Below are 26,908 nucleotides of genomic sequence, written 5' to 3'. Positions count from 1 at the left end.
CACCCCCATGGCCATGTGCCCGGCGATCCCGGGCAGAGAGGGTACCTGGTGCCAAGCAGAAAGCGCCTGTTAGCAACGATTCCGGTGGTCGCCCTTCTCGCGGCCGGCCTGTCCGCGGCCCCCGTCCAAGCCTCGTCGGAGGCGACGTACCAGCCCGGACCTTCGGACTTCTACATCAACTACGCCCCGCCGATGGTCGAGAAGGATCTGCCCGATCCCGCGGTCAACGGCGCGAAGGCCCGCTCGCTCAGCCCTGCGGAGAAGTTCGACAGGAAGTTCACCAGCGGCAACCCCGCGGCCGGCCGCGTTCTCGCCGCCCGCGAGGACGAGGCCATCAGGACCGGCCGCAACCCCGCTGAATGGATCTTCAAGAAGACCAAGCAGACCCAGAAGGCCAAGCTCCTGACGGTGCTGGTCGAGTTCAACGACCAGGCCGACGACGACTTCTCCGGCTTCAACCGGCTGCGCTCGACCGACGGCGCCCCCGACGACTGCGTGGTGGAGCCGCCGGGCACCCGGATGAACGGCCCGCTGCACAACAAGATCCCCGACCCGGCCACGCTGAAGCAGAAGGACAACAACTCCTTCTGGGTCAAGGACTTCAGCCCCGAGCACTTCAACAAGATGCTCTACACCGACAAGGGCATCACCGAGCGCGTCCGTCCTGACCTGAAGGACCCGCGCGACGGCAAGGCCGGCATCGACATCTCCGGCATGACGATGAAGAAGATGTACGAGGAGATGTCGAAGGGCGCCTACTCGGTCACCGGCTCGGCCGTCGGCTGGATCAAGGTCCCGCACTCCGAGGCCTGGTACGGCGCCGCGGCCTGCGGCCAGGCGCCCCAGGACATGTCGGGCCACCCCGACAACCAGCTCGGCGCCCAGCAGCTCGCCATCGACACGGTCAACGCCCTGGCCCAGGCGCAGCCCGACTTCCCGTGGGCCGAGTACGACCAGGAGGACATCTCCGACGCCGACGGCGACGGCAACTTCAACGAGCCCGACGGCGTCATCGATCACTTGGTGCTCGTGCACGCCGGCAAGGACAAGTCCTCCGGCGGCGGCGCCGAGGGCACCTACGCCATCTGGGCGCACTCCAGCGCGGTCGCCGGCGGCTACAAGATCCCCGGCACCGACAAGAAGATCTCCAACTACATCGTGCAGCCCGAGGACTCCGGCGTCGGCGTCTTCGCCCACGAGTACGGCCACGACCTCGGCCTGCCCGACCTGTACGACACCTCGGGCGCGGCCAGCTCCGCCGTGGACTTCTGGGACCTGATGTCCAGCGGCTCCCACTCGGGCCCGATCTTCCAGTCCATGCCGACCCACATGGGCCTGTGGGACAAGTGGGTGCTCGGCTGGGCCAACCCCAAGACGTTCAACCCCGGTGACGCCTCCAAGCTCGTCACGGTCGGCCAGTCGTCGCGAACACCCAAGCTCACCCAGGACGGCGTCCGCGTCAACCTGGCCTCCACGCCACTGAAGATGATCGACGTGCACAGCGGCGCGAACGCCTGGTGGACCGGCCTGGACCAGGACTGGGGCAACGTGTCGCTCACCCGCGACCTGCCCGTCCCCGCCGGGACCGACCTCAAGCTGTGGATGTGGAACAACTACGAGATCGAGCCCGACTGGGACTTCGGCTTCGTCGAGGTCTCGACCGACGGCGGCGAGACGTGGACACAGCAGAAGGTCTACGACGAGTCCGGCAACGAGGTCAGCACGGCTGACGACTACCCGGACCCGAACAAGAACCTCAAGGCCTTCGGCAACAAGAAGTACGGCCTGACCGGCGACACCGGCGGCGCCTGGCGCCACGACTACGTCAACCTGACCCCGTTCGCCGGGCAGACGATCAAGCTGCGCCTGGCCTACAACACCGACGCCGCCTTCCAGATGCGCGGCTGGCACGTGGACGACTTCGCGCTCACCAACGGCACGACCACCGTGTGGAGCGACGACGTCGAGGGCGGCGACAACGGCTGGAAGGCCACCGGCGGCACCTTCACCAACACCAGCGGCCAGGGCTGGACCCGCAACAACGGCGAGCGCGAGCTCCAGCGCTTCTACCTGGCCGAGTGGCGTAACTTCGACGGCTTCGACAAGGGCCTGCAGTACACCTACGACACCACCTACTCCCGCGACGAGGCGTGGAAGGTCGAGAAGATCAAGTACAACGCGCCCGGTCTGCTCGTGTGGTACCGCGACTCGACGTTCATCAACAACTCGGTGCGCGACGGCCTGACGGCCCAGCCGAGCCTCGGGGCCAAGGGCAGCCTGCTGGTCGTCGACTCGCACTTCGACCCGCTGCGCCGCACCGGCACGGCGGCCGCGAAGGACCCGCAGCTCAACAAGAACCTCCAGGGACGCGTCCAGAGCTCGAACGCGGCGTTCGGGTTCGGCAAGACGTACCCGTTCAAGGAGTGCCTGGAGGCGGCGGACGAGCCGTTCAGCGAGTACTGCACGGACTTCCCCGCGCAGAAGGGCGTCTCGGCCTTCACCGACGCCAAGACCTGGGTCCCGGGCATCGAGGAGATCGACGGCGCGCTGTACTACCGCGACTTCGACGCCTCGACGGTCGTCCCGTCGAAGGGCGACCAGGCCTACAGCACCCGCGTGGTGAACAAGGACGGCACTCCGGCCTCCCAGAGGTACGGTCAGGTCGTCGCCGGCTCCGTGCTCGGCACCGGCAACCCCGGTGACGAGGGCAAGGCTCTGGGCGTGCAGTTCAAGCTGGTGAGCCCGCTGCCGGGCAACATCGGCGCCGTCGTCCAGGTGGTCCCGCCGAAGAAGTAAACTCCGAGGCCGCCGGGGTTTTCCCCGGCGGCCTTCGAGGCCCGGCGGCCGACCTCAACGACCGCCTCATGCACCTACGATTGATGACCATGAGCGAACTGCGCACCAAAGACGAGCACACCGAGGCGATCCGGCGGGATCGCCGGGTGGCGGTGGTGGTGAACACTCGCTCCCGCCGCGGCCGCCGTCACTACTTCGAGGTGATCGAGCAGATCCACAACCTCGGGTTCGAGCCTCTGGCCGAGCTGTCGGTCTACAACCCCAAGCGGCTGCGCGACCTGCTCGACACGGCCCTGGCGACCGACCCCGACCTGCTCGTCGTCGGCGGCGGCGACGGCACGCTCTCCTCCGCGGTGCGCCACGTGGCCCACCGCGACGTCGCGCTCGGCGTGCTTCCGCTCGGCACCACCAACAACTTCGCCCGCAGCCTCGGCCTCCCGCTCGACCTGGCGGGGGCGATCAAGGTGTTCGAGACGGGCAAGGTGGCCGACATCGACCTCGGCATGGCCGACGACCGGCCCTTCGCCAACCTGGCCAGCTTCGGCGTGTCCGTCGAGGTGGCGGGCAAGGTCAAGCCGTGGCTCAAGCGCGTCGTGGGCCGGCCCGCCTACCCGATGACGGCGCTGACCATCCTGCCCGGGCACAGGCCGTTCCGCGCGTACATCACGGTCGAGGGCGAGCGCCACGAACTGCTGACCCACCAGCTCAACATCGCCAACGGCCGCTTCCACGGCGGCTGGCAGGTGGCCAAGGACATCAGCATCGACAACGGCATGCTGGTGGCCTACCAGCTCGGCTCGGGCAAGAAACTGCGGCTGCTCGGCGAGACCCTGCTGCGGGCGACGACCGGGCGCTGGCGCAGCCTGGCGGGCGGGCCGTTCGTGGTGGGGCGCGAGATGCTGCTGGAAACCGACCCGCCGATGGCCGCCGACGTGGACGGCGAGGTGCGCCTGCGCACGCCGATCAGGCTCCGCGTCGTCCCCAACGGGGTCCGCGTCATGGTGCCCGACTCCTTCGAAGATCGCTGAGACCCGCACGCGTACCAGTCACGGGCCGGAGAGCTCCTGGTAGGCCGGGGTGAGCGCGCGGGCCAGGTCGCCGGGTGGCGGGAAGACGCGCAGCAGGAGGTCGGGGGCGTCGGTGGTGGGGCGGCGTTCCGGCCGGTGGGCGGTGGCACCGGGCGCGTAGAAGTCGGCCAGCCGGTCGGCGAACGGCACGTCCTCGACCCGCGTCGGATGCCCGCCCGCCACGTCGGCCAGCGACCCGAGCAGCTGCTCCCTGGTACGGCCCCGCCAGGCCAGCACCAGGAACGGATCGTCGTCGAACGACTCGGCCAGCAGGTAGAGCACCGCCGACAGGTGTTTGCACGGGAAACCCCAGTCGGGGCACGAGCAGTCCATGTCGAGGTCGCGCGGGAACAGGTCGATCCCCAGGGCGGCGAACAACTCTTCGATCTCGGGCGGCATCTCGCCGGCCAGCAGCTTGGCCCGGTAGACGGCCTGCCGCGCGATCGACTCCTCGATGATCGCCCAGCGGCTCTCCGCGTACGCCTCGATCCTGATGACGACCTCGTACGGGTCGCGCCGCGAGCCCTGGACGGCCGCCCTGACCTCGCCGGGGGACAACTCGATCGACAGGACCTGTCCCCGGCGGGCGTACGCCCGGCCGCGCGAGAGCCTGCCCTTGTCGCAGACGCGTTCGAGGATGTCGATGAAGCGCCTGGACCACCAGGTGGACCCGATGCTGCCGCGCTGGGAGCGGGCCCTGATGCCGCCCTCCACCCTGATCGGCCCGCCGTACACGCTCAGCCCACCCCTTCCAGCGCGAACACCTGGCGCAGTTCGTCGGTCGACAGGTCCGTCAGCCACTCCTCGCCCGTGCCGACCACCCGTTCAGCCAGGGCCTTCTTGCGCTCGATCATCTGATCCACGCGCTCCTCCAGGGTGCCGGCGCAGATGAGCTTGCGCACCTGGACGTTCTTGCGCTGGCCGATGCGGAAGGCGCGGTCGGTGGCCTGGTCCTCGACGGCCGGGTTCCACCAGCGGTCGACGTGGATGACGTGGTTGGCGGCCGTCAGGTTGAGGCCGACGCCGGCGGCCTTGAGCGAGAGCACGAACAGCATCGGCTCCTCGTCGGTCTGGAAACGTTCGACGAGGCGGTCGCGGGTCTTCTTCGGCAGGCCGCCGTGCAGCCACAGGACCGGGCGGTCGAGGCGCTGGGCGAGGTAGGGCTGGAGCATGGCCCCGAATTCCGCGTACTGCGTGAAAAGCAGTGCTTTTTCGCCCTCTGCCAGGATTTCTTCGGACAATTGCTCCAACCGCGTGAGTTTTCCGGACCGGCCGGTCAGCCTGGAGCCGTCCTTGAGCAGGTGCGCCGGATGGTTGCAGACCTGCTTGAGCTTGGCCATGGCCGACAACACCAGGCCGCGCCGCTCGATGCCCTCGCTGTCGTCGATCTTGGCCAGCATGTCGTCCACGACGGCCTGATAGAGCGTGGCCTGCTCGGGGGTGAGCGGGCACCACTCCTTGACCTCCAGCTTCTCCGGCAGATCCGAGATGATGGACTTGTCGGTCTTGACGCGGCGCAGGATGAACGGACCCGTGGCCCGCTTGAGCGCCGCGGCCGCCTGCTCGTCCTGCTGCGCCTCGATCGGCTCCTGGAAGCGCGTCCTGAACCGCGCCCTCGGCCCCAGCAGCCCGGGATTGGCGAACTCCATGATCGACCAGAGCTCGGCCAGATGGTTCTCGACCGGGGTGCCGGTCAGGGCGAGCCTGGTGCCCGTCGGGATCGAGCGCACGGCGCGGGCCTGAAGGGTGCCGCTGTTCTTGATCGCCTGGGCCTCGTCGCAGACGACCCTGCGCCACTCGTGCCCCTTGAGGGTCTCCAGGTCGCGCTGGGCGGTGCCGTACGTCGTGATCACCAGGTCGGCCGTCCCGATCTGCCCGGCGTCGCGCCCCGAGCCGTGGTGCACGTGGACGCGCAGCCCCGGCGCGAACCTGGCCGCCTCGCGCTGCCAGTTGCCGATCAGCGACATCGGGCACACCAGCAGCGTCGGCGCGCCGGCCCCCTCGTGGACGAGCAGGGCCAGCGTGGTGATCGTCTTGCCCAGCCCCATGTCGTCGGCCAGCACCCCACCCAGGCCCAGCTCCGACAGGAAGCTCAGCCACGCCAGACCGCGCTCCTGGTACGGCCTGAGCGTCGCCTCCAGCCCCGCCGGGGTCGCGATCGGCCGCAGCCGCCGCTCGGCCTGGCCGGACAGCAGGTCGCCGAGCACGCCGTCGGCGTCGACCTCCAGCAGCGGCAGCTCGTCATCGCCCTGGACGACGTGACGCAGCAGGTCGGCGGCCGACGCCTCGCCCGCACGGCTGCCCTCCACGGCCCGCAGCGCCGCCTTGAGCTGCCGCTCGTCCAGCTCCACCCACTGGCCGCGCACCCTGACCAGCGGCACCTTGAGCCTGGCCAGCTCGGCCAGCTCCGCCTCGCTGATCGTCTCGTCGCCCACCGCCAGGTCGATGCGGAAGTCGACCAGCTCCCGCATCCCGAACCCCTGGGCCACCGCCGCCGTCTGCGCCTTGGACCTGGTGGTCAGCTTCAGCCCCAGCTTCGTCCGGCCGGCCCAGCGCGGGAGCTGCACCCCGAACCCGGCCGCCTGCAGCAGCGGCGCCGCCTGCCGCAGGAACGCGAACGCGCCCGGCGTGTCCAGGGGCAGCTCGGCCGGTTCCGGCACGCGCAGCGCCCGCTCCAGCTCCGGATACAACCGGACGGCGCGGCCCAGCCCGGCCAGCAGATCATGCTCCGGCCTGCCCGGCAGGGTCGGCTCGCCCCGCCACACCCTGGCGGCCGGGACGTAGAGGCTGGGGTCGTCGGCGGCCTGCAACGCCAGCTCCACCCGCCAGTCGGCGGAGTCGGCCGGTTCGATGAGGCGGAAGCACACGCGCGTGGCGCCCTCGGACGTGGCCACCGCGTGATGCCAGCCCTCCAGGTCGCGGCGGAGGCCGGGGACGTCGGGGCAGGCGGCCTCCGGACCGGTCAGCGCGGCCAGCCAGCGGTCCTGAGGGGTTCTGGGGGTAACGACCAGAGGTTCGGTGAGGCGCTGCCGGACCAGCGCGTCGGTGAACGCCTCCAGGGCCGCGACGAGGACGTCCGAGGACGGGCGCTCGACGGCGGAGGTGCGGCAGGCGGGCGGCATGGCCAGGGCCAGCTCCCTGAAGTACCCGGCGTCCGCCCCCGTCAGCACCGGCCGCCACACGGCCATCGAATCATCGGTGGGCGTGGGGGCATCAGGGGTGCGGATGAGGTGGGGGAGGACACGGCCGCGTCGCACCAGGTCGCGGGCGAAGTCGGCGACGGCGGCCCAGTGGCGCATGGTGGCGGTGCCGGCGTGCTCGTCCAGGACGCGCAGCGCCTCGGCGGCCGGTGGGACGACGGCGGGGACCTGCCACAGACGCAGCCGGGGCCGGGTCGTCTCCGGCAGCCGCCCGGTCTCCGGCGAGGGCAGCGGCTCCTCGGCCGACCCGGGAAGCAGCAGCTCCAGCGTCCGAGTGGGCGGCTCGTCCAGCCCGAGCCCGGCGGCGAGCCCGGTCACGGGCACGGCCTGCGGATGCGCCCTCGGCCCACCGCTCTTCCTGGCGGCACCGCCCGTCCGCGGTGAGGGCGCGGTGGTCTCCGCCCAGAAGGCGAGCCCGTCGACCGCCCAAACCCCGTGTGCCAGCACCACGGCAGGTTACCGCCCCGAACCGTTGATCAGGCCCGTCGCAATGCGGGAGAGCTTATATAAGCGACACCTGAAGTTGTAGAGTGTTGGTATGAATCCTCCCGGATCGTGGTGTGAGCGGCCGAAGCCGCAGGCTCCGTCGTGCGAGCTGCCCTCCCCGTGGAGTAAGCCGAAGCAGCCGGACAACTGGTGTGAGAGGCAGAAGGACCCCGTCGTGTCCGCGCTCGGCTTCCTGCTCAAGGCCGCCAAGCGCCGCTAGCGCGTGATAGAAGGCCGTTTGCCTGGGTAGACGCCATCCTCAGCGGAGGGAGGCGAACGCCGTGAACGAGACCCACAAACTGGTCAGCGATCTCTCCGACCAGGTCTCCAGGCTCGTCAAGGACGAATTCCGCCTGGCGCGGCTGGAGCTGGTGGAAAAGGGCAAACACGCGGGGTTCGGCGCGGGCCTGTTCGGCGCGGCGGGAATGGCCGCGTTCTTCGGCGGTGGCGCCCTCGTGGCCACCGTCATCCTGCTCCTCGCCCTGGTCCTGCCCGGATGGGCGGCCGCCGCCATCGTGGCGGGGCTCCTGTTCGTCATGGCCGCCCTGCTCGGCCTGACCGGTAAAAGCCAGGTGAAACGGGTCGGCCCGCCCGTCCCTGCGGAGACCATCGCGAGCGTCAAGGCCGACATCGACATGGTCAAGGAGAAGGCACGACGATGAGCGAGACCAACCCCGGATTCAGCGAGATGCACGCCGGAGACGTCGGCGCGCGCAGAACGACCGTGGGTACGCCGACAGAGGGCGATTCCATCAACGTTCCCCCGACCCGGCCTGGCGCGGCCGACAACGCACGCAGGGCGGAGGCGGCCCGTCGGGCACACGAGACCTTCGCCCCCGAACCTCCCGTTCCGGCTGAGCGGACCGAGGCCGTGCAGCGTCAGTGGCGCGCGCAGGAGCGGGCGAGGGAGGACGACCTGCGCCAGGAGATCAGGCAGACCCGCAGAGAACTCGGCGAGACCGTCAGCGCGCTGGCCGAGAAGGCCGACGTCAAGGCCAGGGCGGTCCACGCGGCGGAGACGGCCGGGCACCGGGTGGCCGAGACCGCCAGGAAGCGGCCGGTGCTGCTGCTCGTTCTGGGCGCGGGCGCCGTGCTCGCCTTCGTGGCGCTGCGCCAGGTGCGACTCCGCAAGACGGATACACACCGCAAAACGCGATTCAGGACAGGCAGACGTTTCAAGACGGCTAAGTGAGCGTCCCCCGGCGAAGGTCGATAACCTGCGGGAGTGATGCGTCGAACGGCCGCCGTCGCCCTGCTGGCCCTCCTGGTGGCGGGGTGTGGCGGCGGGTCAGCGGTGAGCGACTACGGCAAGGTGATCAAGGGCGCGAAGGGTACGACCGTGCCGGTCGAACTGCGCCCGGGCCAGCGGTTCTCGCTGGCGGTCCCCGACAACCCGTCGGTGGGCGACAACTGGGAGCTCGTCGCCGTCCCCGACACGAAGGTGGCCTCGTACATCAGCGAGGAGCACAAGAGTGACGGCGAGGGAACCGGCGCCGGCGGCACGGCGTACTTCGTCTTCAACAGCAAGCGGCCGGGCACGACGGAGGTCAGGCTGTTCAACTGCTGGCGCTGCGGGCAGGACAGGACGCCGGCCACCGACGAGAGCCGGCGCGAGTCCGGCGAGGCGGTCTTCACGCTCACGGTCAAATGAGCCGAGCCGATCCCGGCCGCAGAAGTTAGGCTCCAGATCATGGACTTCATCCGGGTGCGCGCGTCCTCCGACGGCACGGAGACGATCTCCTACTGGACCGGCGACGTCTACGGCTGGCAGGACGACGACGGCCCGCACCACCTGTTCGGGTTCGAGGGCCTCAACGTGGCCAGGGCGGTCGAGTCCGACGCCGGCCGGCAGCTCCTGACCAGGGAGGCCGCCCTCTACCTCGACCCGGCGAGCCGGCAGGTGCTCGACACGTGGGACAACCCGTTCACCGGCCGGACGGTCGAGGTGCAGCACGTCTTCAACGACCCGGTCAACCAGCGGCTCGGGGCGTACCCCGTGCCGACGACCCGGCTGGGCGACCAGGTCGTCTACAACCTCGACATCCGCCTGGCCTACCCGTCGCCGCTGAAGGTGGCCGACTTCCCCGACAACTCCGCCAGTGACACCTACCGCGCGATGGAGCTGTTCCAGTTCTTCGCCTCCGCGAAAGACCTCGACTCCGGCGTGCCTGACGTGCCGTGCGTGTTCTCGTGGTGCCGGGTCTCGCCGTGGCTGCCCTGGATGGCGATGGGCCGGCGCGGCGGCGCGCTCGTCTACCACTGCAGGGGCGCCAAGGTGGCCGAGGTGCCGCAGCGGCTGCGCGAGCGGGTCGGCGAGCGGTTCCTGCACGCGCCCGAGGAGTGGTCGGCCCCCAACGTGACGAGCTGGACGGCCTTCGCCGCCAGGAGCGGACGGCGGGGCGGATAGGGTCGGGCGGTGAGCACTGACCTGTTCTGCGAGATCATCGCCGGCGAGCGGCCCGCGTACGTGGTGAGCTCCGACGAGGTGGCGGTCTCCTTCCTCGACGCCCGCCCGGTCTTCAAGGGGCACGTGCTGGTCGTGCCCAGGGTGCACGTCGAGACGCTGGCCGACCTCGCCGACGTCGGGCCGTTCTTCGAGCGGGTGCGGGCCATGGCCTCGGCGGTCGAGTCCGGCCTGGAGGCCGACGGCACGTTCGTGGCCATGAACAACCGCGTCAGCCAGAGCGTGGCCCACCTGCACGTGCACGTGGTGCCGCGCAAGAAGAAGGACGGCCTGCGCGGCTTCTTCTGGCCCCGCACCAGGTACGCCTCCGAGGAGGAGGCCGAGTCCTACCGGGAGCTGATCGCCAAGGCCCTGTGAGCCAGGGGGCCCACGGCCGATCACGCGGGGACGGGACTAAGCTCTGACCGCGTGGAGTACCTGGTCGGGGTCGCGGTCGTGGCGGGGCTCGTCGGCGTCCCCTCGATCGTGTTGTGGCGGGTCATGCGCGGGCGCCGCGAGCTCGGCACCAGCCCGGCCGAGCGGGCCACGTTCGAGACCCTGCACACCGCCTCGCTGGCCGGGCCGCCGCTGCGGGCCGGGCTGACCGCCGACGGCGCCGAGCGCGCCTCGCGCCACCTGCGCGCGCTCCTGGGCTCCGCCGCCGTGGCGATCACCGACGGCGAGCGGCTGCTGGTCTACGACGGCGCCGGCGACCATCACGCCGACCAGGCCTTCGAGCACGCCGCCGCCACCCTCGAAGACGGCCGCACCCAAGTGCTGACCATCGACTGCGACCTGCTCGAATGCCCGATCCGCCAGGCCGTCGTCGTGCCGCTCACCACCGACGACCGGGTCGTCGGGACACTGGCCGCCTACGGGCAGAACGCCTCGGCCGGGCTCGTCAGGGCTGCCCAGGAGGTGGCCGGATGGGTGGACTCGCAGCTTGAGCTGGCCGAGCTGGACCGCTCGCGCACACTGCTCATGGAGGCGGAGGTGCGCGCGCTGCGGGCGCAGATCTCGCCCCACTTCATCTACAACTCGCTCACCACGATCGCCTCCTTCGTCCGCACCGACCCCGAGCGGGCCAGGGAACTGCTGCTGGAGTTCGCCGACTTCACCCGCTACTCCTTCCGCAGGCACGGCGAGTTCACCACGCTCGCCGAGGAGCTGCGCTCGATCGACCGCTACCTGATCCTGGAGCGGGCCAGATTCGGCGACCAGCTCCAGGTCACGCTGCGCATCGCGCCCGAGGTGCTGCCGGTCGCGGTGCCGTTCCTGTGCCTGCAGCCGCTGGTCGAGAACGCCGTCAGGCACGGACTCGAATCCAGGAACGGCGTCGGCCGCATCACGATCATCGCCGAGGACGCCGGAGCCGAGTGCGGCATCAGCGTCGAGGACGACGGGCTCGGCATGGACCCCGAGCGGCTGCGCCGCATCCTGGCGGGGGAGATCGCCCCGGCGGGCGGCGTCGGGCTGGCCAACGTGGACGAACGGCTGCGCCAGGTGTACGGCGACGAGTACGGCCTCGTGGTCGAGACGGGCAAAGGGGCCGGTACCAAGGTCAACATCAGATTGCCGAAATATCACCCAGGTGTCTCTGCCCGTTGACCTCGATCTTTGTTGTCGGTTTTATCACTGTCTATGGCACAACTGCGCGTCCTCGCGGTCGATGACGAGCTCCCCGCGCTCGAAGACCTGTCGTACCTGCTGCGCGCCGACCCCCGCATCGGCGAAGTGTCCACCGCGCGGGACGGCGCCGCGGCGCTACGGCTGCTCGACCGGGCCATCGCCGACGGCCGCCCGATCGACGCGGTCTTCCTCGACATCAGGATGCGCGGGCTCGACGGGGTGGTGCTCGGACGGCTGCTGTCGCAGTTCGCCAACCCGCCCAGGGTCGTGTTCGTGACCGCCTACGAGGAGCACGCGGTCGACGCGTTCGAGATCAAGGCCGAGGACTACCTGCTCAAACCGGTGCGCCCGGAACGCCTGGCCGAGGCCATCCGGCGGGTCGCGGTCTCGGCCGACGTGCCCGCGGAGGGCGGGGAGTCCGACACGATCCCGGTCGAGCTGGGCGGGGTGACCCGGTTCGTCTCCAGCGCCGACGTGCTCTACGTCGAGGCCCAAGGCGACTACGCCCGCCTGCACACCGCGAACGGCAGCCATCTGGTGCGGATCCCGCTGGCGACCCTGGAGGAACGCTGGGCCACGGCCGGGTTCGTCCGGGTGCACCGCAGCCATCTGGTGGCCGTCAAACACATCGAGGAGTTGCACATCGACTCGGGCAAGTGCAGCGTACGCGTCGGCGACGTCGAACTCCCGGTCAGCCGCCGCCACACGCGCGAGCTGCGCGACCTGCTGGTGCGCAGAGCCAGGAAAGGCAGGCAGGAATGAGCTCGGAACCCCGTCCCACCCGCCGCGCGCCGCGCGAGGCGCCCCGCAGAGTGGTGGTCACCAGCCCGCGCACGGCCGCCGCCCGCCGCCCGCGCTACCCGGCCACGCGGGAGATCGACGAGCAGACGCACCTGGGCGAGGTCTACATGCGCTCGCTCCTGCGCACCCAGTTCAGGCTCGCCCTGTTCGTGTGCACGGTGCTCGGCTGCGTGGTCGGCGGGCTGCCGCTGCTGTTCCTGCTCATCCCGGAACTGCGCGAGGTGCACCTGCTCGGCGTGCCGTTCCCGTGGGCGGTGCTGGCCGGGCTCATCTACCCGGCCTTCGTGATCGGGGCCTGGCTGTACGTGCGCCACGCCGAGCGCAACGAACGCCACTTCGCCGAACTGGTCGAACGCCGATGAAACGGGAGCCGGGCACGTGAGCCTGACCGCGGTGGTGGTCGTCGTCGTGGCCGCCGTGCTCATCGGGGCGTTCGGGATCAGGGTCTCGCGCACCACCTCCGACTTCTACGTCGCCTCCCGCACGGTCAGCCCGCTCTGGAACGCCTCGGCCATTGGCGGTGAGTACCTGTCGGCGGCCTCGTTCCTGGGCGTCGCCGGGCTCATCCTGTCCTTCGGCGTGGACATGCTCTGGCTGCCGGTCGGCTGGACAGGCGGCTACCTCGTGCTGCTGGTCCTGGTGTCGGCGCCGCTGCGGCGCTCGGGGGCCTACACGCTGCCCGACTTCGCCGAGGCCAGGCTGGAGTCGATGACCGTGCGCCGCACCGCGAGCGTGCTCGTCGTGCTGATCGGCTGGCTCTACCTGATGCCGCAGTTCCAGAGCGCCGGGCTGGTGCTGCGGACGATCACCGGCGCGCCCGTGTGGGTGGGCGGGCTGCTGGTCGCCGTGGTCGTGGCGGTGAACGTGTTGTCCGGCGGCATGCGGTCGATCACGTTCGTGCAGGCGTTCCAGTACTGGCTCAAGCTGACGGCGCTGGCCGTGCCGCTGGTGTTCCTGCTGATGGCCTGGCAGGCCGACGGCTCGCCGGGCATCGGCGCGCAGGACGCGGCCACCTGGCTGGTGCCGCTGGCCGGGGGCAAGGAGTACGGGCTGTACTCGACGTACTCACTGATCCTGGCCACCTTCCTCGGCACCATGGGGCTGCCGCACGTGCTCGTGCGCTTCTACACCAACCCGGACGGCCGGGCCGCCCGCCGCACGACGCTCGTGGTGTTGTCGCTGCTCGGCGCCTTCTACCTGATGCCCGCCCTGTACGGCTGGCTCGGCCGCCTCTACGCCCCCGACCTGATCCGCACCGACACGGTCGTGCTGACGCTGCCCGCGCGGATGATCGGCGGGACGCTGGGCGACGTGCTGACGGCCCTGGTCACCGCCGGAGCGTTCGCGGCGTTCCTGTCCACGTCCTCGGGGCTGACCGTGTCCGTGGCGGGCGTGATCGCGCAGGACCTGCTCAAAGGCAGCGTGCGCTCCTTCAGGATCGCCACGCTGATGGCGGTGGCCGTGCCGCTGGCCCTGGCACTGTGGGCGCGGGAGCTGCCGGTCGCCGACGTGGTGGGGCTGGCGTTCGCGGTGGCGGCCTCGTCGTTCTGCCCGCTGCTCGTGCTGGGCATCTGGTGGCGGCGGCTGACCACCACGGGGGCGCTGGCCGGGTTGTTCGTGGGCGGAGGACTGGCGTGCGGGGCGGTGCTCGTCACGATCACGGGCGGCCCGTACGACGGGCTCGCCGGCGCGCTGCTGGCCCAGCCGGCGGCGTGGACGGTGCCGATCGCGTTCACGGTGATGGTGTCGGTGTCGTTCCTGACCCCGCACCGGGTGCCGCCCGGCGTGGCCAGGATCATGGTCCGGCTGCACACCCCCGAGAACCTCGACCTGGACCGCGGCGACTGGCGGCCCCGCTCGTCCTAGACGAGTAAGTCCGATCTCCGGTCAGTGGTCGTAGGCGGTGGGCGGTTGAGTCGTATCAGCGCGTGACCCTTGACCTTGACGAGAAGATCGGTTTGACTGACAAATCGTGACCTCTTGTTTGCCCTTGGGGGAACAATGCATCGACGCGTAATCAGCGGGTTGGCGACAATGACATTGGCGGCGGCGGTCGTGGTCGGCCTGGCCGATGCTGCCGTGGCAGATCAACGGACCTTCGTCGGCTACGGTTATCTCCCCTCGGATGCTCACGCCGCTGCGGTAGCCGCAATGCAGGCGTACAGCGGCAGCTGTCAAGAGATCAGCACGAGCTATTCTCCGGCCGGTTCTGCACATTCTTGGAAGGCCACTCTCACCGCCTCTTGTTGAGAGCGGTCGGGCGCCCGAGAAGCGATTTCGCCTCCCGGACGTCTGCAGGGCCAGCGGCAGCCCGCGGGCTTCGACGAGCAGGTGCAGCTTCGTGGTCGGTCCGCCTCTGGATCGTCCGAGCGCCTGCCGGTTGCTGACCGCACACTCTGGATACCGTGTGTCGATGCCCCCAGCCCGGTGGGGGCTGGGGGACAACATGTCGCGGGTGGCCTCCTTGTTGGTGGCCCCAATCAGGCAGCGTGGAGTCGCGGTATCTCTACGCTCATCCGCCGATCTTCAGGTGAGCGATCACGGGGTAGTGGTCGGAGGGAAACTGGCCGTTCCGTTCGAATGGGTCGATCTCGGTCCAGAGCGTTTCAACGGCGCCACGTGACAGGATCCAGTCGATCCGGTCGCCATCGGGCACGGGGGGCTTCCACCCGCCGAAGGTGTTGTATGCGGGGCCGCGGCGAGCTGCGGTCCGCCACGTGTCAGCGAAGGCGTCTTCGCCGGTGAGGATCGCATAGGGCTGCGTCTTTTCCGCGGCCACGTTGAAGTCTCCCGTGAAGACGACCGGACGTCCGGCCTCGAAGCCACGCACCCGCTGGAGCACCAGTTCGGCGCTCTTCACCCGGGCGTTCTGCGACTGGTGGTCGAAGTGGGTGTTCACGTGGTAGAACTCCGTGCCGCTACGCCGATCACGGAACTTCGCCCACGTCACCATCCTGGTGATCTGGTTGCCCCAGGTCGCCGACCCGATGACGTTCGGGGTGTCGGACAGCCAGAAGTGGTCGAAATCGAGCACTTCAAAACGGTCTTTACGGTAGAAAATCGCTGAAAACTCGTCCCGCGTGCCGCCCTGTCGCCCCATGCCGATCCAGTCGTACTCCGGGAACGCGTCCTCGATGTCCCGCATCTGGCGCCACAACGCCTCTTGGACACCGAGTAGGTCGGGATGATGGTCGCGCAGGAGGCGTTTCATCACCGGAAGCCGGTCCGGCCAGGCGTTGGGCGGGGTGTCCGAGGCGTATCGAATGTTGTAGGTCATGACGCGGACCTGGGCGTCACTCGCCGACGCGGGGCCGGCGGTCACCAGCATCGTCAGCACCATGGTGAGCGCACTGACCACGGCGGCGAGAGGTGCGAACCATGACTTCCGGAAGAGGGAGGAGGCTACAACAGCGTGACCTCGTGCGAGCATGTCGGTCCCTTCGAAAGATCTTCGATGCGCACACGATCCTGATCTGGCGAGATGTCTACTCGACGGCAGCGGTATGTCCGTATCAGTACGTTCTGGTGGCGACAAAACCTGATCACGGGCCCTAAGCAGCACGGTGATCCCACGGGGCCGCAGCCGTCGACCCGCAACGAGTGCGGCCAGCTCATCCCCGAAGGCCCGGTGCTCGATCCCTTCTTGGCCGCGTCGTATCCGTCCCGCAAAAACGAGAAGGCCCGCTACGGCGAGCCGATGCTCAAGAAGGTCCGGCAACTGATCGAGTCGGTCAACGACACCCTCAAGGGCCGGCTCGACCTGGAAGACCACGGTGGCCGGTCCTTCGCAGGCGTCGCCCGGCGCGTCCTGGCGATGGCGGCCGCGATCTGGCACAACAACGCAACCAACGCACCGATCACCCGGTCACTGACCGCCTACGACCACTGACCGGAGATCGGACTTACTCGTCTAGAGCAGATAAGCCTTCTTGATCTTGGCACGCTGGAAGACGTGGATCGTGCCGCAGTCGTGGCAGAAGCCCGTCACCGCCTCGCCGACGACGGAGAGGTCCTCCATGTAGTGCTCGCGGCGTTGCCACACGATGACGACCGGCTCGCCGGTCACGGCGGCCAGCGCCAGCGCCTCGCCCACCGGGTCCGTCGGCTCGCCCCGCAGGATCGCGGCCGCCGCCGCGGCGGGGTCGGCCGGCGGCTCGGCGTCCACCGGCAGCCGGCGGCGCCGGACCGACTCGGCCTTGATCGTGCCGTCGGACGACATGCCGACCGGCGCGTGCCCCGACTGGCGCAGCAGGCGCAGCGTCTCATCCGGGGACAGGGCGCCGACCGCGACCGTCGGCGCGATCGCGCGCAGGCCCAGCTTGCGCAGCGCCCTGGCGCCGCACAACTCCGTGATGACGGCGGGATCGGTGGCGATCACGACGGACGGCGCGGCGGTGACCCTGATGGTGCCGTGTTTGCGCGCGGTGTCGGTGACCAGGTAGCGCAGCGGCTGGGGCACCGCCTTGGCCGAGAACGTGGCCAGGCCGTCGAGCAGGGTGCCGGCGTCCGTGCCCGCGTCCAGTGCCCGGCGGATCGTCTTGTCCGAGAAGCGCCACACGCTGGCCCGGTCACGTGACTCCAGATCGGCGCAGCCGTTCAGAAACGCGGCCAGGTCGGGGGCGGGGATGCCGGAGACGATCGCGGTCAGGTCGTTCTGCAGGGTCGTGGTCGTGGCGGGGGCGGGGAACAACGCGCCCACCCCGTCGTCGTCGTCCCTCTCGCCGTCGGACAGGATCGCGCGGCCGATGGTCGTGAGCGCTCCGCCGGCGACGATCCCGAGCAGTTCGCCCTCCCGCAGGGCCGCGGCGACGAATTCGCCGGCCGCAGGAACGGCCTCCTTGGTCGCCCGCGTCCGCCAGTCCACCGCGGCCCGCAGCCCGGCGGCGTCCGCGCCCAGACCCGTGGGCAGGGTGCGCAGCGTCTCCAGGACGGCCCGCCGGATCGGGCCCGCCGCGCACTCGAACGCGTACGGCGGCGGCATCGGCTCCATGTGCTCCTCGCAGCAGCCCACGACGCGATACGTGGGCGCCTGCGGCAGGCTGAGCCAGGCGTCGGCCAGCTCCCGCCACCTGGCGTCGGGGGAGCGCGCCAGCCAGTCGTCGACCAGCGTGGTGCTGACCAGCCGCTCGCCCAGCTCGGAGGCGACCAGGTCGGCGCCCGCGGCGACGTCGAGCCAGCACACCGCCTCCTGCTCGGGAAGGCCGAGCGCCTTGGCCAGCCGCCTGAGCTCACGCACGCCCACGCCGCCGGACTTCAGCTCGGCGATCGTCTCCGTGCCCGCCAGCTCGGCCAGCGCCTCGACGCGGTCGAGCGCGGCCAGGGCGGCGCCCACGCCGTCGCTCTCGGGACACGAGCGGGCCGGCACGTCGGGCTGCCCGGTCAGCGCGGGCTTCCAGCCGTCGCCGCGCAGGGCGAGCGCCACCTCCCTCGGCATCTCGACCTCCCAGCCGTCACGGATCATGAACCCGGCGTCGACCAGGCGTTGCACAGGGTCGGACCGGGAGACGGAGCCGTAGACGATCCGCTCCACGACCGGCGGCCCGGCCGCCATCTTCTCCAGCAACTCCCTGACCGTGCGCGGCAGCTTGGCCGCGTTCGCACGCAGGGCCGCCCCATCGCGCAGCAGCTCATCGGCCCGCGTCACCAGGTCGGCCTTGCGGCCCTGGGCATTGCCGCCGTGCGCCTTGACCACGACCTTCAGCGCTTCGGCGGTGACCTTCTTCGCGAACTCGCGCAGCGGTCTGCCGAGCCCGAACGGATGCGCCCACAGGCCCGGTTGGTGCGGTGAGCGCACGGTGCCGCCGTCGAGCGTGATCAGGCCCTGCTCGGCCAGCGTGCCCAGCACCTCGTCGAGCCGCCCGCGCGGGTCGTGCAGCATCGCGGCGAGGTCGGCGCGGGCGATCTCGCCTCCGGCCGTCTGCACGGCCTGGCTGACGGTGTGGCAGTCGGTGTCCAGGTCGAGCAGCGCGGGAACGGCCAGCTCGGGGCGGGCCAGCAGGCGTTCCAGCACCTCCGGCGACGATGCCGCGGACAGTTCGGGCCGGTTGCGAAGCAGGAGGACGAGGTCGTCGGGGAGATGAACCACGTACCGACTGTAGCGGGGTCGCCGCCGCGCCAAGGCAGCCTCAGAAAGGCGGGCTTCCCGGAGGCGGGAGCTCGCCCGAACCCCGCGCGACCAGCTCCACCGGCACCTTCACACGCCGGGGCGCCTTCGCGGGGTTCAGCAGCAGGTCCACCGCGCTGCGCGCCAGTCGCGTCACGTCGTAACGCACCACCGTCACCCCCGGACTGAACACCTCGGCCAGCGCGAAGTCGTCGAAGCCCACGTACGCGGGCCGCTCAGGCCGCTCCCGCAGCGCCTGCAGGATGCCGATCGCGGCCCGGTTGTTGGTGGCGAAGAACGCCGTCGGCGGGTCGGCGAGGTCGAGCAGCCGGGCGACCTCGTGCGAGACCCGCCACGGATCGAACACCCCGTGCACCACCAGCGCGTCGTCATCGGCGACCCCGGCGGCGCGCAGGGCCGTCCGGTAGCCGAGGGCGCGGTCGTGCACCGAGCTCAGCTCGTCGTCGTCGGAGATCAGCGCGATGCGGCGGTGGCCGCGGGCGAGCAGGTGCTCGGTGGCGGCGCGCCCGCCCCACACGTCGTCGAGCAGCACCACGTCGGCCGACTCCAGCCCCTGGGGGACGCGGTCCACGAAAACCGTCGTGAGGCCGGGGTGCTCGGCCAGCCAGCCGTGGTCGGCGGCCGAAGGGACGACGATGAGCGCGTCGACGCCGCGCGCGTACATCGACTCGATCAGCATGCGCTCCTTGTCGGCGCTCTCCTCGTACGAGCCGAACACCACCAGCGCCTCGTGCCCGGCGGCGGCCGACTCCACGGCGGCGGCCAGGCGCGAGTAGAACTCGTTTGAGATGTTCTCCATCACCAGGCCCAGGGTGAGCATGGTCGCGCCCCTGGCCAGGCGGGCGGCGGCCTCGTTGCGGCGGTAGCCGAGCGCGCTGATGGCCGCCTGCACCCGCTGCTGCAGCGACGCCCGGACGTGCGGCTCCTGATTGACGACCCGCGAGACCGTCTTGAGACTCACCCCGGCATGCCTGGCGACATCGGCCATGGTGGGCTTGCTGACAGCCCCTCCCCGACGCCTGCCTGTCATAGTCTGCCCCCATGGATGATGAATGGATCTGTGGCCGGTTGGGCGAGGACGAGCCCTGGATGCTGGGCGCGGTCAACCCGCCGGTGTTTGAGAACTCGCTGTTCACGTTCGCGACGGCGCAGGAGCTCGGGGAGGCGGTCAGGAACGAGGACGAGCGGTACGTCTACTGGCGCGGGACCAACCCGACGGTCGATCTCGCCCAGCGTAAGCTCGCCGCGCTGGAGCGGGGGGAGCGGGCCAAGTGTTTCGGGTCGGGCATGGGGGCCATCTCGGCCACCATCTCCTCGCTGGTGCGGGCCGGAGATCACGTGCTGGTGCTGGGCGCGGTGTACGGACCCACCACGCAGTTCCTGCGCTACCTGGAGAAGTTCGGCATCACGCATACGCACGTCGGCGACCTCGCGGAGTGTGACAGCGCTATCAGGGCGAGCACCCGCCTACTCTACTTCGAGTCGCCCTCCTACATGGCCTACGCCGTCGTCGACATCGCTGAGGTCGCCGGGTGGGCGCGTGAGCGGGGGCTGGTGACCGTGATGGACAACACGTGGTCCACGCCCCTGTTCCAGAAGCCGCTGACGATGGGCGTCGACCTCGTCGTGCATTCGTTGTCGAAGTACATCGGCGGCCACAGCGACCTCGTCGGCGGCGTCGTGGCCGGGCCGTCGAGGCTGATCAGGCCGCTGGCGCTGACCGAGTACCAGCTCTACGGCGCCGCCATGTCGCCGCACGACGCGGCCAAGGTGATCAAGGGGCTGCGCACGCTGTCCGTGCGGATGGCGGCCCACCAGGAGCGGGGGCTGGCGGTGGCCGCCTTCCTGGCCGATCATCCGGCGGTGCGGACGGTGAACCATCCCGGGCTGCCCGGCCATCCGGGGCACGCCATCGCGGTGCGGCAGATGTCGGGGTTCTCCAGTCTCTTCAGCGTCGTGCTGGACACGGAGGCACGGCAAGAAGTCGGGGTTTTTCTCGATAAATTGCGACATTTCAGGATCGGGGTGTCGTGGGGAGGCTTCGAGAGCCTGGTCAACGCCCCCGCCCTGTCCACCGAGGAGAGCGTCCGCGCCACGATGGGCATCCCCGTCGGACTCGTCCGCCTCTCGGTCGGCCTGGAGCCCGCCGACACGTTGATCAAGGATCTCGGTCTAGCGCTGGAAGCCGTCGGTCGCCTAGCGTGACTGACAGCGCTGTCTGATCCTTTTCTACCGCACTGACTTCGGCATGTCCCAGCCGCCGGCCACTTGGCGGAAGTTGTACGAGGCGGACAAGAGGACGACCGCGGGCAACCTTCGGCTACTCGTTCAGGGGCAGCAAGCGCCTCTCGGCTGGTCGCCATGATGCGGGTGGTGATCCCGGTCATGCTGCCGAGGGTCGCGGCCACGTTCGTGTTCATCGACAGCGAGGACGCCAAGACGATCCCGGCGGCCATGAACGCCTTCATCTGAATTGTGGCGCGGAGATTCGGTCCTTCAGGGCCGGGAGGAAGCGCCACTCCTCCTTTCGAAAACAGTATGGAAAGACTCGGTCACGTTCGGTAATATGCGTGGCGGATGAGGCCGCTGTGACAGGAGGTACGCGCCTGTCGGGGTGTGAGCGCCGGATGATGACCGACCTCAACCACCAAATCAGCAACTTTGTGGTGCGTGAAGCCGAACGCACCGGCCGCGGTGTCGCCCTGGAGGATTTGCGGGGGATTCGCGGGCGGGTCAGGGCTCACCGGCTCCAGCGGCGCACCCTGCACAGTTGGGCGTTCGCCCAGCAGATCACCTTCACCCGCTACAAGGCCGCCCGGGCCGGAGTCGCCTTCATCCTGGTCGATCCCGCCTACACCTCGCAAACGTGCCCGGAGTGCGGGTGCGTGGCCAAAGCGAACCGGCCGGCGCGGGGCCGGTTCGTCTGCACCCGGTGCGGCCTCGCTGGGCACGCCGACCACATCGCGGCCCGCAACATCGCCACACGCGGCGTTGCGGGCTGGGCTGTCATCAACCAGCCACACGCTACCGGCCTCCCTTCACCCAGACGGGACCGTGAGAGCGAACCACCGGCTTCACCCGGTGGTAGTTGATCACCCAGTACGACATCGACTGGGGCCCGATGGCGGCCGCCACCGTGGTCTCGGTGCTGCCCACGCTGGTGCTGTTCGCCGCCATCCGCCGCTACATCGTCGAAGGGCTCACCGCGGGAGCAGTGAAGGGGTGATGCATCCGATGTATCTCGGCTGACAAGTCTTGACGGGGGCTATTTCCTGTGTCATACAGGCGAAAGATCCGATGTGTCGCCTCTTGGAGTCGCCATGACACCCTCCATGGAAGACCCGAGCCGCCGAGCCGTCATCGGCGGTTTAGGCCTCGCCCCCCTGATCCCCGCGCACATACGATCGGCCCCCGGCTGGCGCCTGCGCGATAACGTCAGCCGGCCCGAGTTCCTCAAGGGCCAGGACCTGATCTGGGGCAGGATGCCCAGGTCCTGGTACGAAGGCCCGTTCCTGGGCGACGGGCTGCTGGGCAGCATGATCTACCAGGAGCCCGGCCAGAACAAGGTCCGCTTCACCGTCCAGCACGGCCGCGTCCAGGACCACCGGCCCGAGTTCGGCAGCGGCTGGGGCACCTGCCGCCTGCCCGTCGGCCACGTCACGCTCGACCCCGTCGGCACGATCACGGCGGTCGACTGGCGGCTCAACCTGTGGGACGCCGAGGTCACCGGCACCATCACCACAGACCGGGGCAAGCTCTCCTTCACCGCCTTCATCCACGACGAGTGCCTGGTCGCCAGGGCGGAGGCCGGCGGTGACGAGCGGGTCCGCTGGACCTTCCATCCGGAGGAGGCCGTCAGCCCCCGGTCGGCCAGCGAGGCCCCGCCCAGCGGTTACACGCCCAACCCGGCCTGGACCACGGCGACGGCCGGCGACGTCCAGCAGGTGCTCCAGCCGCTGGCCGGCGGGGGACAGACCGCGACCGCCTACCGGGTCAAGGACGGCCTGCTCCTGGTCGCCGTGGCCCACAGCTTCCCGTCCGCGACCCAGGCCCAGCAGAGCGCGCTCGGCACGATCAGGAACGCGCCGTCGTACGGGGTCCTGCGCAAGCGGCACCAGGACTGGTGGCACGACTTCTACGGCAAGAGCTTCGTGTCGCTGCCCGACCAGCGGCTGCAGAGCTTCTACTGGATCCAGCTCTACAAGGTCGCCTCCGCCGGCAGGGCGGGCGGCCCCGTCATGGCCACCACCGGCCCCTGGCTGGAGTCCACGCCGTGGCCGGCGGTCTGGTGGAACCTCAACGTGCAGCTCGAGTACTGGCTCATCCACGGCTCCAACCACCTGGAGCTCGACTCGCTCACCAGCACCCTCGACCGCAACCGCGACCAGCTCGTCGCCAACGTGCCCGCCGCCTACCGCGCCGACTCGGCCGGGGTGGGGCGCAGTTCCGACATGTTCTGCACCAGAAGCGTCGGCACGCCGGGCTCCGGAGCCGAGGTCGGCGACCTGACGTGGGCGCTGCACAACGTCTGGCTGACCTACCGGCACTCGATGGACGACAAGCTGCTGCGGGACACGATCTTCCCGCTGCTCAGACGGGCGATCAACTACTACCTGCACTTCCTGGCCAAGGGCCAGGACGGGCGGCTGCACCTGCCCAGCACGCTGTCGCCCGAGTACCCGGTCACGCCGCCCCAGGACACCAACTACGACCTGGCGCTGATCAGGTGGGGCTGCCAGACGCTGATCGAGTCGTCGGACCTTCTCAAGATCGACGACCCGCTCAAGCCGAAGTGGAAGGAGGTGCTCGCCACGCTCGTCGACTACCCGGCCGACGCCGACGGCTACATGATCGGGGCAGGCACGCCGTACGCGCAGTCGCACCGCCACTACTCCCACCTTCTCATGATCTATCCCCTCTACCTGGTCAACTGGGACCAGCCCGAGCACAGGGAGCTGATCGAACGGTCGGTCGCCCACTGGCAGTCGCTGACGAGCGCCCACCGCGGCTACAGCTTCACCGGCGCGGCCTCCCTCTACGCGATGATGGGCCGGGGCGACACGGCGCTGTCCTACCTGGAGCGGTTCTTCGACCCGGCCAGCCGCTACCCGTGCCAGGCCAACACCCACTACGCCGAGGCCGGCCCGGTCATCGAGACGCCGCTGTCGGGCGCCCAGTCCATCCACGACCTGCTCTGCCAGAGCTGGGGCGGCGTCGTCCGCGTCTTCCCCGCCGTGCCCGCCGCCTGGCAGGACGTCACGCTGCACGACTTCCGCACCCAGGGCGCGTTCCTGGTCTCGGCGGTGCGCAAGGGCGGGCGTACGTCGTTCATCCGGATCAGGAGCCTGGCGGGGGCGCCGCTGCGGCTCAAGCACGGCCTGGCCGGCTCGGTCAGGGCCGAGCTCTCCGACGGCCGGAGCGCGCCGGTGAAGGACCTGGGGAACGGCGTCGTGGAGATCACCCTGGGCAAGGGGAACGAGGTGCTCGTCTATACGGGCACACGGCCCGACCCGGTCATCGCCGCGGTGCCGGTGAGCAAGCCGGGGCAACCGTGGGGCCTGCCCGCGATCCCGCCGCCCGGCCCCACCACGCCGGTGGACCTGTCAGCGCATTTCGACAACGACGGCGTCTCCACCCACGAGACGATGACGGACGGGGATTTCGACGGGTCCGGCTACACCTACCCGGCCGAGGAGCTGCCCGCCGCGGGGCCGTTCGTCCACGAGGGGCTGAACTTCGTCTTCCCCGCCTATGGGGACGGCGCCGCGAACAACGTCACCGCCCAGGGGCAGACCATCACCGTGCCCTCCGGCGCGTACGCCAAGGTGCGGCTGCTCGGCGCGGCCAACTCGGGGGCCGTCACCGCCACGCTGACCGCGACGTACACCGACGGCTCCACCGCCCAGGTGCCGCTCGCCGTGCCCGACTGGGGCGGCCAGGCGGGGGCGGGGGTCACGGAGGTCGTGCGCTGCACCCACCGGCACGGCAGAGCCGGCGCGCACTCGCTGCGGGTCGGGCTGTTCGAGGTGCAGGCCCCACTGGACCCGGCCAAGCGGCTGCGCTCACTGACCCTGCCCACGCTGACCAGGCCGCAGGTGCACCTGTTCGCGCTCTCCTTGGAGGCCATAAAGGGGTGATTGGGATAGCCGACCGCTCATCGCGCCGAACAGACCTTTCACCGCAGGCCATCCCCAACTAATCGCCGGACGGAAGCGGCTCGCCGAACAACCCGCCTACGGCTCTCCACGACGGGTAGGTTGCGCTCTTACGTTGGGCGTGATCCGCATCACAGTGGAGGTCTCGTGACGACTAAAGAACATGACGCGTCGGTCTATGAGCAAGTACAGGAGAGCAGTGAGTTCCAGGAGCTGAAACGACGATTCCGCGCCTGGACGTTCCCCATGACCGTGGCGTTCCTCGCGTGGTACCTGCTGTATGTGGTGCTGTCCGGGTGGGCGCGCGACTTCATGGCGATCAAGCTGCTCGGAGAGATCAACGTCGGGCTGATCTTCGGTCTGCTGCAGTTCGTGTCCACGTTCGCCATCGCGTGGGCGTATGCCAGGCATGCCGAGAAGAAGCTCGATCCCATCGCGGACAAGCTCCGTCACGAGGTGGAGGAGAAGACGAAGTGAGCTCGACGACCCTGGGGATGATCCTCTTCCTCACCTTCGTCGCCGCCACCCTGGCGATCACGTTCTGGGCCAGCCGCCAGACCAAGACGGCCGCCGACTACTACGCCGGCGGCCGGTCGTTCACCGGCGTGCAGAACGGCCTGGCCATCGGCGGCGACTACATGTCGGCCGCCTCCTTCCTCGGCATCGCGGGCATCATCGCGCTGTCCGGCTACGACGGGTTCCTGTACTCGATCGGGTTCCTGGTGGCCTGGCTGGTCGCGCTGCTGCTGGTGGCCGAGCTGATGCGCAACTCCGGCAAGTTCACCATGGCCGACGTGCTGGCCTTCAGGATGAGCCCCAGGCCCGTCCGCACGGCCGCCGGCGTCTCCACGATCGTGGTGAGCATCTTCTATCTGCTGGCCCAGATGGTGGGCGCGGGCGCGCTGGTCGGCCTGCTGCTCGGCATCACCAGCGAGGCGGGCAAGGCGTGGACGATCGTCGGCGTGGGCGCGCTGATGATCGTTTATGTGGTGTTCGGCGGCATGAAGGGCACCACCTGGGTCCAGATCGTCAAGGCCGTGCTGTTGATGGGCGGCGCGGCCCTGGTGACGGTGCTGGTGCTGGGCAAGTACGGCTTCAACCTGTCGGCGCTGCTCGGCCAGGCCGCCGCCACCAGCGGCCCCAAGGCCAACCCCGAGAGCTTCCTCAGCCCCGGCCTCAAGTACGGCACCGAGGCGCAGGGCCTGGCCGGCAAGATCGACCTCATCAGCCTGGGCCTGGCCCTCGTGCTCGGCACGGCGGGCCTGCCGCACATCCTCATCCGCTTCTACACCGTCCCCACCGCCAAGGACGCGCGCAAGTCGGTGCTGTGGGGCATCGGCATCATCGGCGTGTTCTACCTGCTCACCCTGGTCCTCGGCTTCGGCGCGGCGGCCCTGGTCGGCAAGGACGCGATCGTCGCAGGGGACAAGGCGGGCAACACGGCCGCGCCGATGCTGGCAGAACGCATCGGCCAGGAGATCTTCGGTCCGGTCGGCGGCACGATCCTGCTGGCGCTCATCGGCGCCGTCGCCTTCGCCACGATCCTGGCGGTGGTCGCGGGCCTGGCCCTGGCCTCCTCCTCCAGTTTCTCCCACGACCTGTACGCGCACGTCTTCAAGCGCGGCCAGGCCACCGAGCGCCAGGAGGTCGTGGTGGCCAGGATCTCCGCCCTGGTCATCGGCGCCGTCGCCATCGGCCTCGGCATCCTGGCCCAGGGCCAGAACGTGGCCTTCCTGGTGGCCCTGGCCTTCGCGGTCGCCGCCTCCGGCAACCTGCCCGCCATCCTCTACAGCCTGTTCTGGAAGAGGTTCAACACCACGGGCGCGGTCGCGGCCATCTACGGCGGTCTGCTGTCCGCCCTGATCCTGGTGATCTTCTCGCCGGTCGTCTCCGCCCCGCCGCCCCCGGCAGGCACGGCGGTGACGGCGCTGATCCACGGCGTGGACTTCCACTGGTTCCCGCTCAGCAACCCCGGCATCGTCTCGATCCCGCTCGGCTTCCTGTGCGGCTGGCTCGGCACGATCCTGAGCAAGGAGTACAACGCCGCCAAGTACGCCGAGATAGAGGTCCGCTCCCTGACGGGCGTCGGCGCGGAGAAGGCCTCCGAGCACTGACCGTCCCCCGCGAAGGCACGCGCCCGCCCCCCACCGGGCGCCTGCCTCCCGATAGGCGCCCTAACCCCCCCAGGGCGCCACGAAGGGCCCGGC

General features: G+C 69.9%; 23 protein-coding genes and 1 pseudogene. 19 read left to right on the top strand and 5 right to left on the bottom strand.

Features of this window, described 5'->3' with window-relative positions:
* Positions 1-84: 84 nt before the first annotated feature.
* Positions 85-2,796 carry an immune inhibitor A domain-containing protein gene (locus ACFOY2_RS45385; RefSeq protein ID WP_379534355.1) on the top strand — a complete coding sequence of 904 codons (2,712 nt, stop codon included), beginning with the start codon at positions 85-87 and terminating at the stop codon, positions 2,794-2,796.
* A gap of 89 nt (positions 2,797-2,885) precedes the next feature.
* Positions 2,886-3,824, top strand: coding sequence for a diacylglycerol/lipid kinase family protein (locus ACFOY2_RS45380; protein WP_379534354.1), 939 nt, complete (start codon positions 2,886-2,888; stop codon positions 3,822-3,824).
* A gap of 18 nt (positions 3,825-3,842) precedes the next feature.
* On the opposite strand, the gene ACFOY2_RS45375 is transcribed toward ACFOY2_RS45380, so the two are convergent.
* The gene (locus ACFOY2_RS45375; protein WP_379534353.1) at positions 3,843-4,598 is read right to left on the bottom strand and encodes an SWIM zinc finger family protein; all 756 of its coding nucleotides are present in this window, start codon (positions 4,596-4,598) and stop codon (positions 3,843-3,845) included.
* Positions 4,599-4,600: 2 nt separating this feature from the next.
* On the bottom strand, positions 4,601-7,510 hold the full coding sequence (locus ACFOY2_RS45370) for a DEAD/DEAH box helicase (RefSeq protein ID WP_379534352.1): 2,910 nt from the start codon (positions 7,508-7,510) through the stop codon (positions 4,601-4,603).
* 91 nt (positions 7,511-7,601) lie between these two features.
* Between ACFOY2_RS45370 and ACFOY2_RS45365 the strand changes: the two genes are divergently transcribed.
* The 10 genes from ACFOY2_RS45365 (at position 7,602) to ACFOY2_RS45320 (ending at position 14,288) form a co-directional block, all read left to right on the top strand.
* On the top strand, positions 7,602-7,769 hold the full coding sequence (locus tag ACFOY2_RS45365) for a hypothetical protein (RefSeq protein WP_379534351.1): 168 nt from the start codon (positions 7,602-7,604) through the stop codon (positions 7,767-7,769).
* Between the two features lie 61 nt (positions 7,770-7,830).
* Positions 7,831-8,211 carry a phage holin family protein gene (locus ACFOY2_RS45360; RefSeq protein WP_379534350.1) on the top strand — a complete coding sequence of 127 codons (381 nt, stop codon included), beginning with the start codon at positions 7,831-7,833 and terminating at the stop codon, positions 8,209-8,211.
* Positions 8,208-8,741 carry a DUF3618 domain-containing protein gene (locus tag ACFOY2_RS45355; RefSeq protein WP_379534349.1) on the top strand — a complete coding sequence of 178 codons (534 nt, stop codon included), beginning with the start codon at positions 8,208-8,210 and terminating at the stop codon, positions 8,739-8,741. Before ACFOY2_RS45360 ends, ACFOY2_RS45355 begins: the two co-directional genes overlap by 4 nt.
* Positions 8,742-8,777: 36 nt before the next feature.
* A complete protein-coding gene (locus tag ACFOY2_RS45350; protein ID WP_379534408.1) occupies positions 8,778-9,200 on the top strand; it encodes a protease inhibitor I42 family protein in 423 nt (140 codons plus the stop codon).
* 39 nt (positions 9,201-9,239) lie between these two features.
* Positions 9,240-9,956, top strand: coding sequence for a DUF1838 family protein (locus tag ACFOY2_RS45345; RefSeq protein ID WP_379534348.1), 717 nt, complete (start codon positions 9,240-9,242; stop codon positions 9,954-9,956).
* 9 nt (positions 9,957-9,965) lie between these two features.
* Positions 9,966-10,370: an HIT family protein gene (locus ACFOY2_RS45340; RefSeq protein WP_379534347.1), complete on the top strand. Its 405-nt coding sequence runs from the start codon at positions 9,966-9,968 to the stop codon at positions 10,368-10,370.
* A gap of 51 nt (positions 10,371-10,421) precedes the next feature.
* The gene (locus ACFOY2_RS45335; RefSeq protein ID WP_379534346.1) at positions 10,422-11,600 is read left to right on the top strand and encodes a sensor histidine kinase; all 1,179 of its coding nucleotides are present in this window, start codon (positions 10,422-10,424) and stop codon (positions 11,598-11,600) included.
* Between the two features lie 33 nt (positions 11,601-11,633).
* Positions 11,634-12,383: a LytR/AlgR family response regulator transcription factor gene (locus ACFOY2_RS45330; protein WP_357817553.1), complete on the top strand. Its 750-nt coding sequence runs from the start codon at positions 11,634-11,636 to the stop codon at positions 12,381-12,383.
* Positions 12,380-12,784, top strand: a complete 405-nt coding sequence (locus ACFOY2_RS45325) for a hypothetical protein (protein WP_379534345.1) — start codon at positions 12,380-12,382, stop codon at positions 12,782-12,784. Before ACFOY2_RS45330 ends, ACFOY2_RS45325 begins: the two co-directional genes overlap by 4 nt.
* A gap of 16 nt (positions 12,785-12,800) precedes the next feature.
* The gene (locus ACFOY2_RS45320; RefSeq protein ID WP_379534344.1) at positions 12,801-14,288 is read left to right on the top strand and encodes a sodium/solute symporter; all 1,488 of its coding nucleotides are present in this window, start codon (positions 12,801-12,803) and stop codon (positions 14,286-14,288) included.
* A gap of 646 nt (positions 14,289-14,934) precedes the next feature.
* Here the strand turns inward: ACFOY2_RS45320 and ACFOY2_RS45315 are convergent.
* Positions 14,935-15,762 carry an endonuclease/exonuclease/phosphatase family protein gene (locus ACFOY2_RS45315; protein WP_379534343.1) on the bottom strand — a complete coding sequence of 276 codons (828 nt, stop codon included), beginning with the start codon at positions 15,760-15,762 and terminating at the stop codon, positions 14,935-14,937.
* A 318-nt stretch (positions 15,763-16,080) separates the two neighbouring features.
* On the opposite strand from ACFOY2_RS45315, the pseudogene ACFOY2_RS45310 reads away from it, so the two are divergent.
* A pseudogene (locus ACFOY2_RS45310) lies at positions 16,081-16,311 on the top strand (IS982 family transposase); the annotation flags it as partial.
* A gap of 21 nt (positions 16,312-16,332) precedes the next feature.
* On the opposite strand, the gene ACFOY2_RS45305 reads toward ACFOY2_RS45310, so the two are convergent.
* A complete protein-coding gene (locus tag ACFOY2_RS45305; RefSeq protein ID WP_379534342.1) occupies positions 16,333-18,507 on the bottom strand; it encodes a helicase-associated domain-containing protein in 2,175 nt (724 codons plus the stop codon).
* Between the two features lie 40 nt (positions 18,508-18,547).
* Positions 18,548-19,534 (bottom strand): LacI family DNA-binding transcriptional regulator, encoded by a 987-nt coding sequence (locus ACFOY2_RS45300; RefSeq protein WP_379534341.1) that lies wholly within the window; start codon positions 19,532-19,534, stop codon positions 18,548-18,550.
* 53 nt (positions 19,535-19,587) lie between these two features.
* Here ACFOY2_RS45300 and ACFOY2_RS45295 point away from each other — a divergent pair, with 53 nt between their 5' ends.
* The 6 genes from ACFOY2_RS45295 (at position 19,588) to ACFOY2_RS45270 (ending at position 26,815) form a co-directional block, all read left to right on the top strand.
* Positions 19,588-20,751 (top strand): trans-sulfuration enzyme family protein, encoded by a 1,164-nt coding sequence (locus ACFOY2_RS45295; RefSeq protein ID WP_379534340.1) that lies wholly within the window; start codon positions 19,588-19,590, stop codon positions 20,749-20,751.
* Between the two features lie 263 nt (positions 20,752-21,014).
* Positions 21,015-21,638: an RNA-guided endonuclease InsQ/TnpB family protein gene (locus ACFOY2_RS45290; RefSeq protein WP_379534407.1), complete on the top strand. Its 624-nt coding sequence runs from the start codon at positions 21,015-21,017 to the stop codon at positions 21,636-21,638.
* Positions 21,635-21,772, top strand: coding sequence for a hypothetical protein (locus tag ACFOY2_RS45285; protein WP_379534339.1), 138 nt, complete (start codon positions 21,635-21,637; stop codon positions 21,770-21,772). Before ACFOY2_RS45290 ends, ACFOY2_RS45285 begins: the two co-directional genes overlap by 4 nt.
* Before the next feature lie 94 nt (positions 21,773-21,866).
* Positions 21,867-24,683: a glycosyl hydrolase family 95 catalytic domain-containing protein gene (locus ACFOY2_RS45280; protein ID WP_379534338.1), complete on the top strand. Its 2,817-nt coding sequence runs from the start codon at positions 21,867-21,869 to the stop codon at positions 24,681-24,683.
* Positions 24,684-24,848: 165 nt separating this feature from the next.
* Complete coding sequence (locus tag ACFOY2_RS45275) at positions 24,849-25,178, top strand: DUF485 domain-containing protein (protein ID WP_379534337.1); 330 nt, start codon at positions 24,849-24,851, stop codon at positions 25,176-25,178.
* A gap of 17 nt (positions 25,179-25,195) precedes the next feature.
* Complete coding sequence (locus tag ACFOY2_RS45270) at positions 25,196-26,815, top strand: solute symporter family protein (RefSeq protein ID WP_379534406.1); 1,620 nt, start codon at positions 25,196-25,198, stop codon at positions 26,813-26,815.
* The last annotated feature ends 93 nt before the right edge of the window (positions 26,816-26,908 follow it).

It is taken from the genome of Nonomuraea purpurea, from assembly GCF_042650645.1.
Taxonomy (GTDB): Bacteria; Actinomycetota; Actinomycetes; order Streptosporangiales; family Streptosporangiaceae; genus Nonomuraea; species Nonomuraea purpurea.
This window is presented reverse-complemented; position numbering and strand designations above follow the sequence as displayed.

What these genes read in the sequence shown, in the direction of transcription:
- ACFOY2_RS45380 (WP_379534354.1), top strand. Translation starts at nt 2,886, where the DNA reads ATGAGCGAACTGCGCACCAAAGACGAGCACACCGAGGCGATCCGGCGG.
- ACFOY2_RS45365 (WP_379534351.1), top strand. Translation starts at nt 7,602, where the DNA reads ATGAATCCTCCCGGATCGTGGTGTGAGCGGCCGAAGCCGCAGGCTCCG.
- ACFOY2_RS45355 (WP_379534349.1), top strand. Translation starts at nt 8,208, where the DNA reads ATGAGCGAGACCAACCCCGGATTCAGCGAGATGCACGCCGGAGACGTC.
- ACFOY2_RS45350 (WP_379534408.1), top strand. Translation starts at nt 8,778, where the DNA reads ATGCGTCGAACGGCCGCCGTCGCCCTGCTGGCCCTCCTGGTGGCGGGG.
- ACFOY2_RS45345 (WP_379534348.1), top strand. Translation starts at nt 9,240, where the DNA reads ATGGACTTCATCCGGGTGCGCGCGTCCTCCGACGGCACGGAGACGATC.
- ACFOY2_RS45330 (WP_357817553.1), top strand. Translation starts at nt 11,634, where the DNA reads ATGGCACAACTGCGCGTCCTCGCGGTCGATGACGAGCTCCCCGCGCTC.
- ACFOY2_RS45325 (WP_379534345.1), top strand. Translation starts at nt 12,380, where the DNA reads ATGAGCTCGGAACCCCGTCCCACCCGCCGCGCGCCGCGCGAGGCGCCC.
- ACFOY2_RS45315 (WP_379534343.1), bottom strand. Translation starts at nt 15,762, where the DNA reads ATGGTGCTGACGATGCTGGTGACCGCCGGCCCCGCGTCGGCGAGTGAC.
- ACFOY2_RS45300 (WP_379534341.1), bottom strand. Translation starts at nt 19,534, where the DNA reads ATGGCCGATGTCGCCAGGCATGCCGGGGTGAGTCTCAAGACGGTCTCG.
- ACFOY2_RS45295 (WP_379534340.1), top strand. Translation starts at nt 19,588, where the DNA reads ATGGATGATGAATGGATCTGTGGCCGGTTGGGCGAGGACGAGCCCTGG.
- ACFOY2_RS45280 (WP_379534338.1), top strand. Translation starts at nt 21,867, where the DNA reads ATGACACCCTCCATGGAAGACCCGAGCCGCCGAGCCGTCATCGGCGGT.
- ACFOY2_RS45270 (WP_379534406.1), top strand. Translation starts at nt 25,196, where the DNA reads ATGATCCTCTTCCTCACCTTCGTCGCCGCCACCCTGGCGATCACGTTC.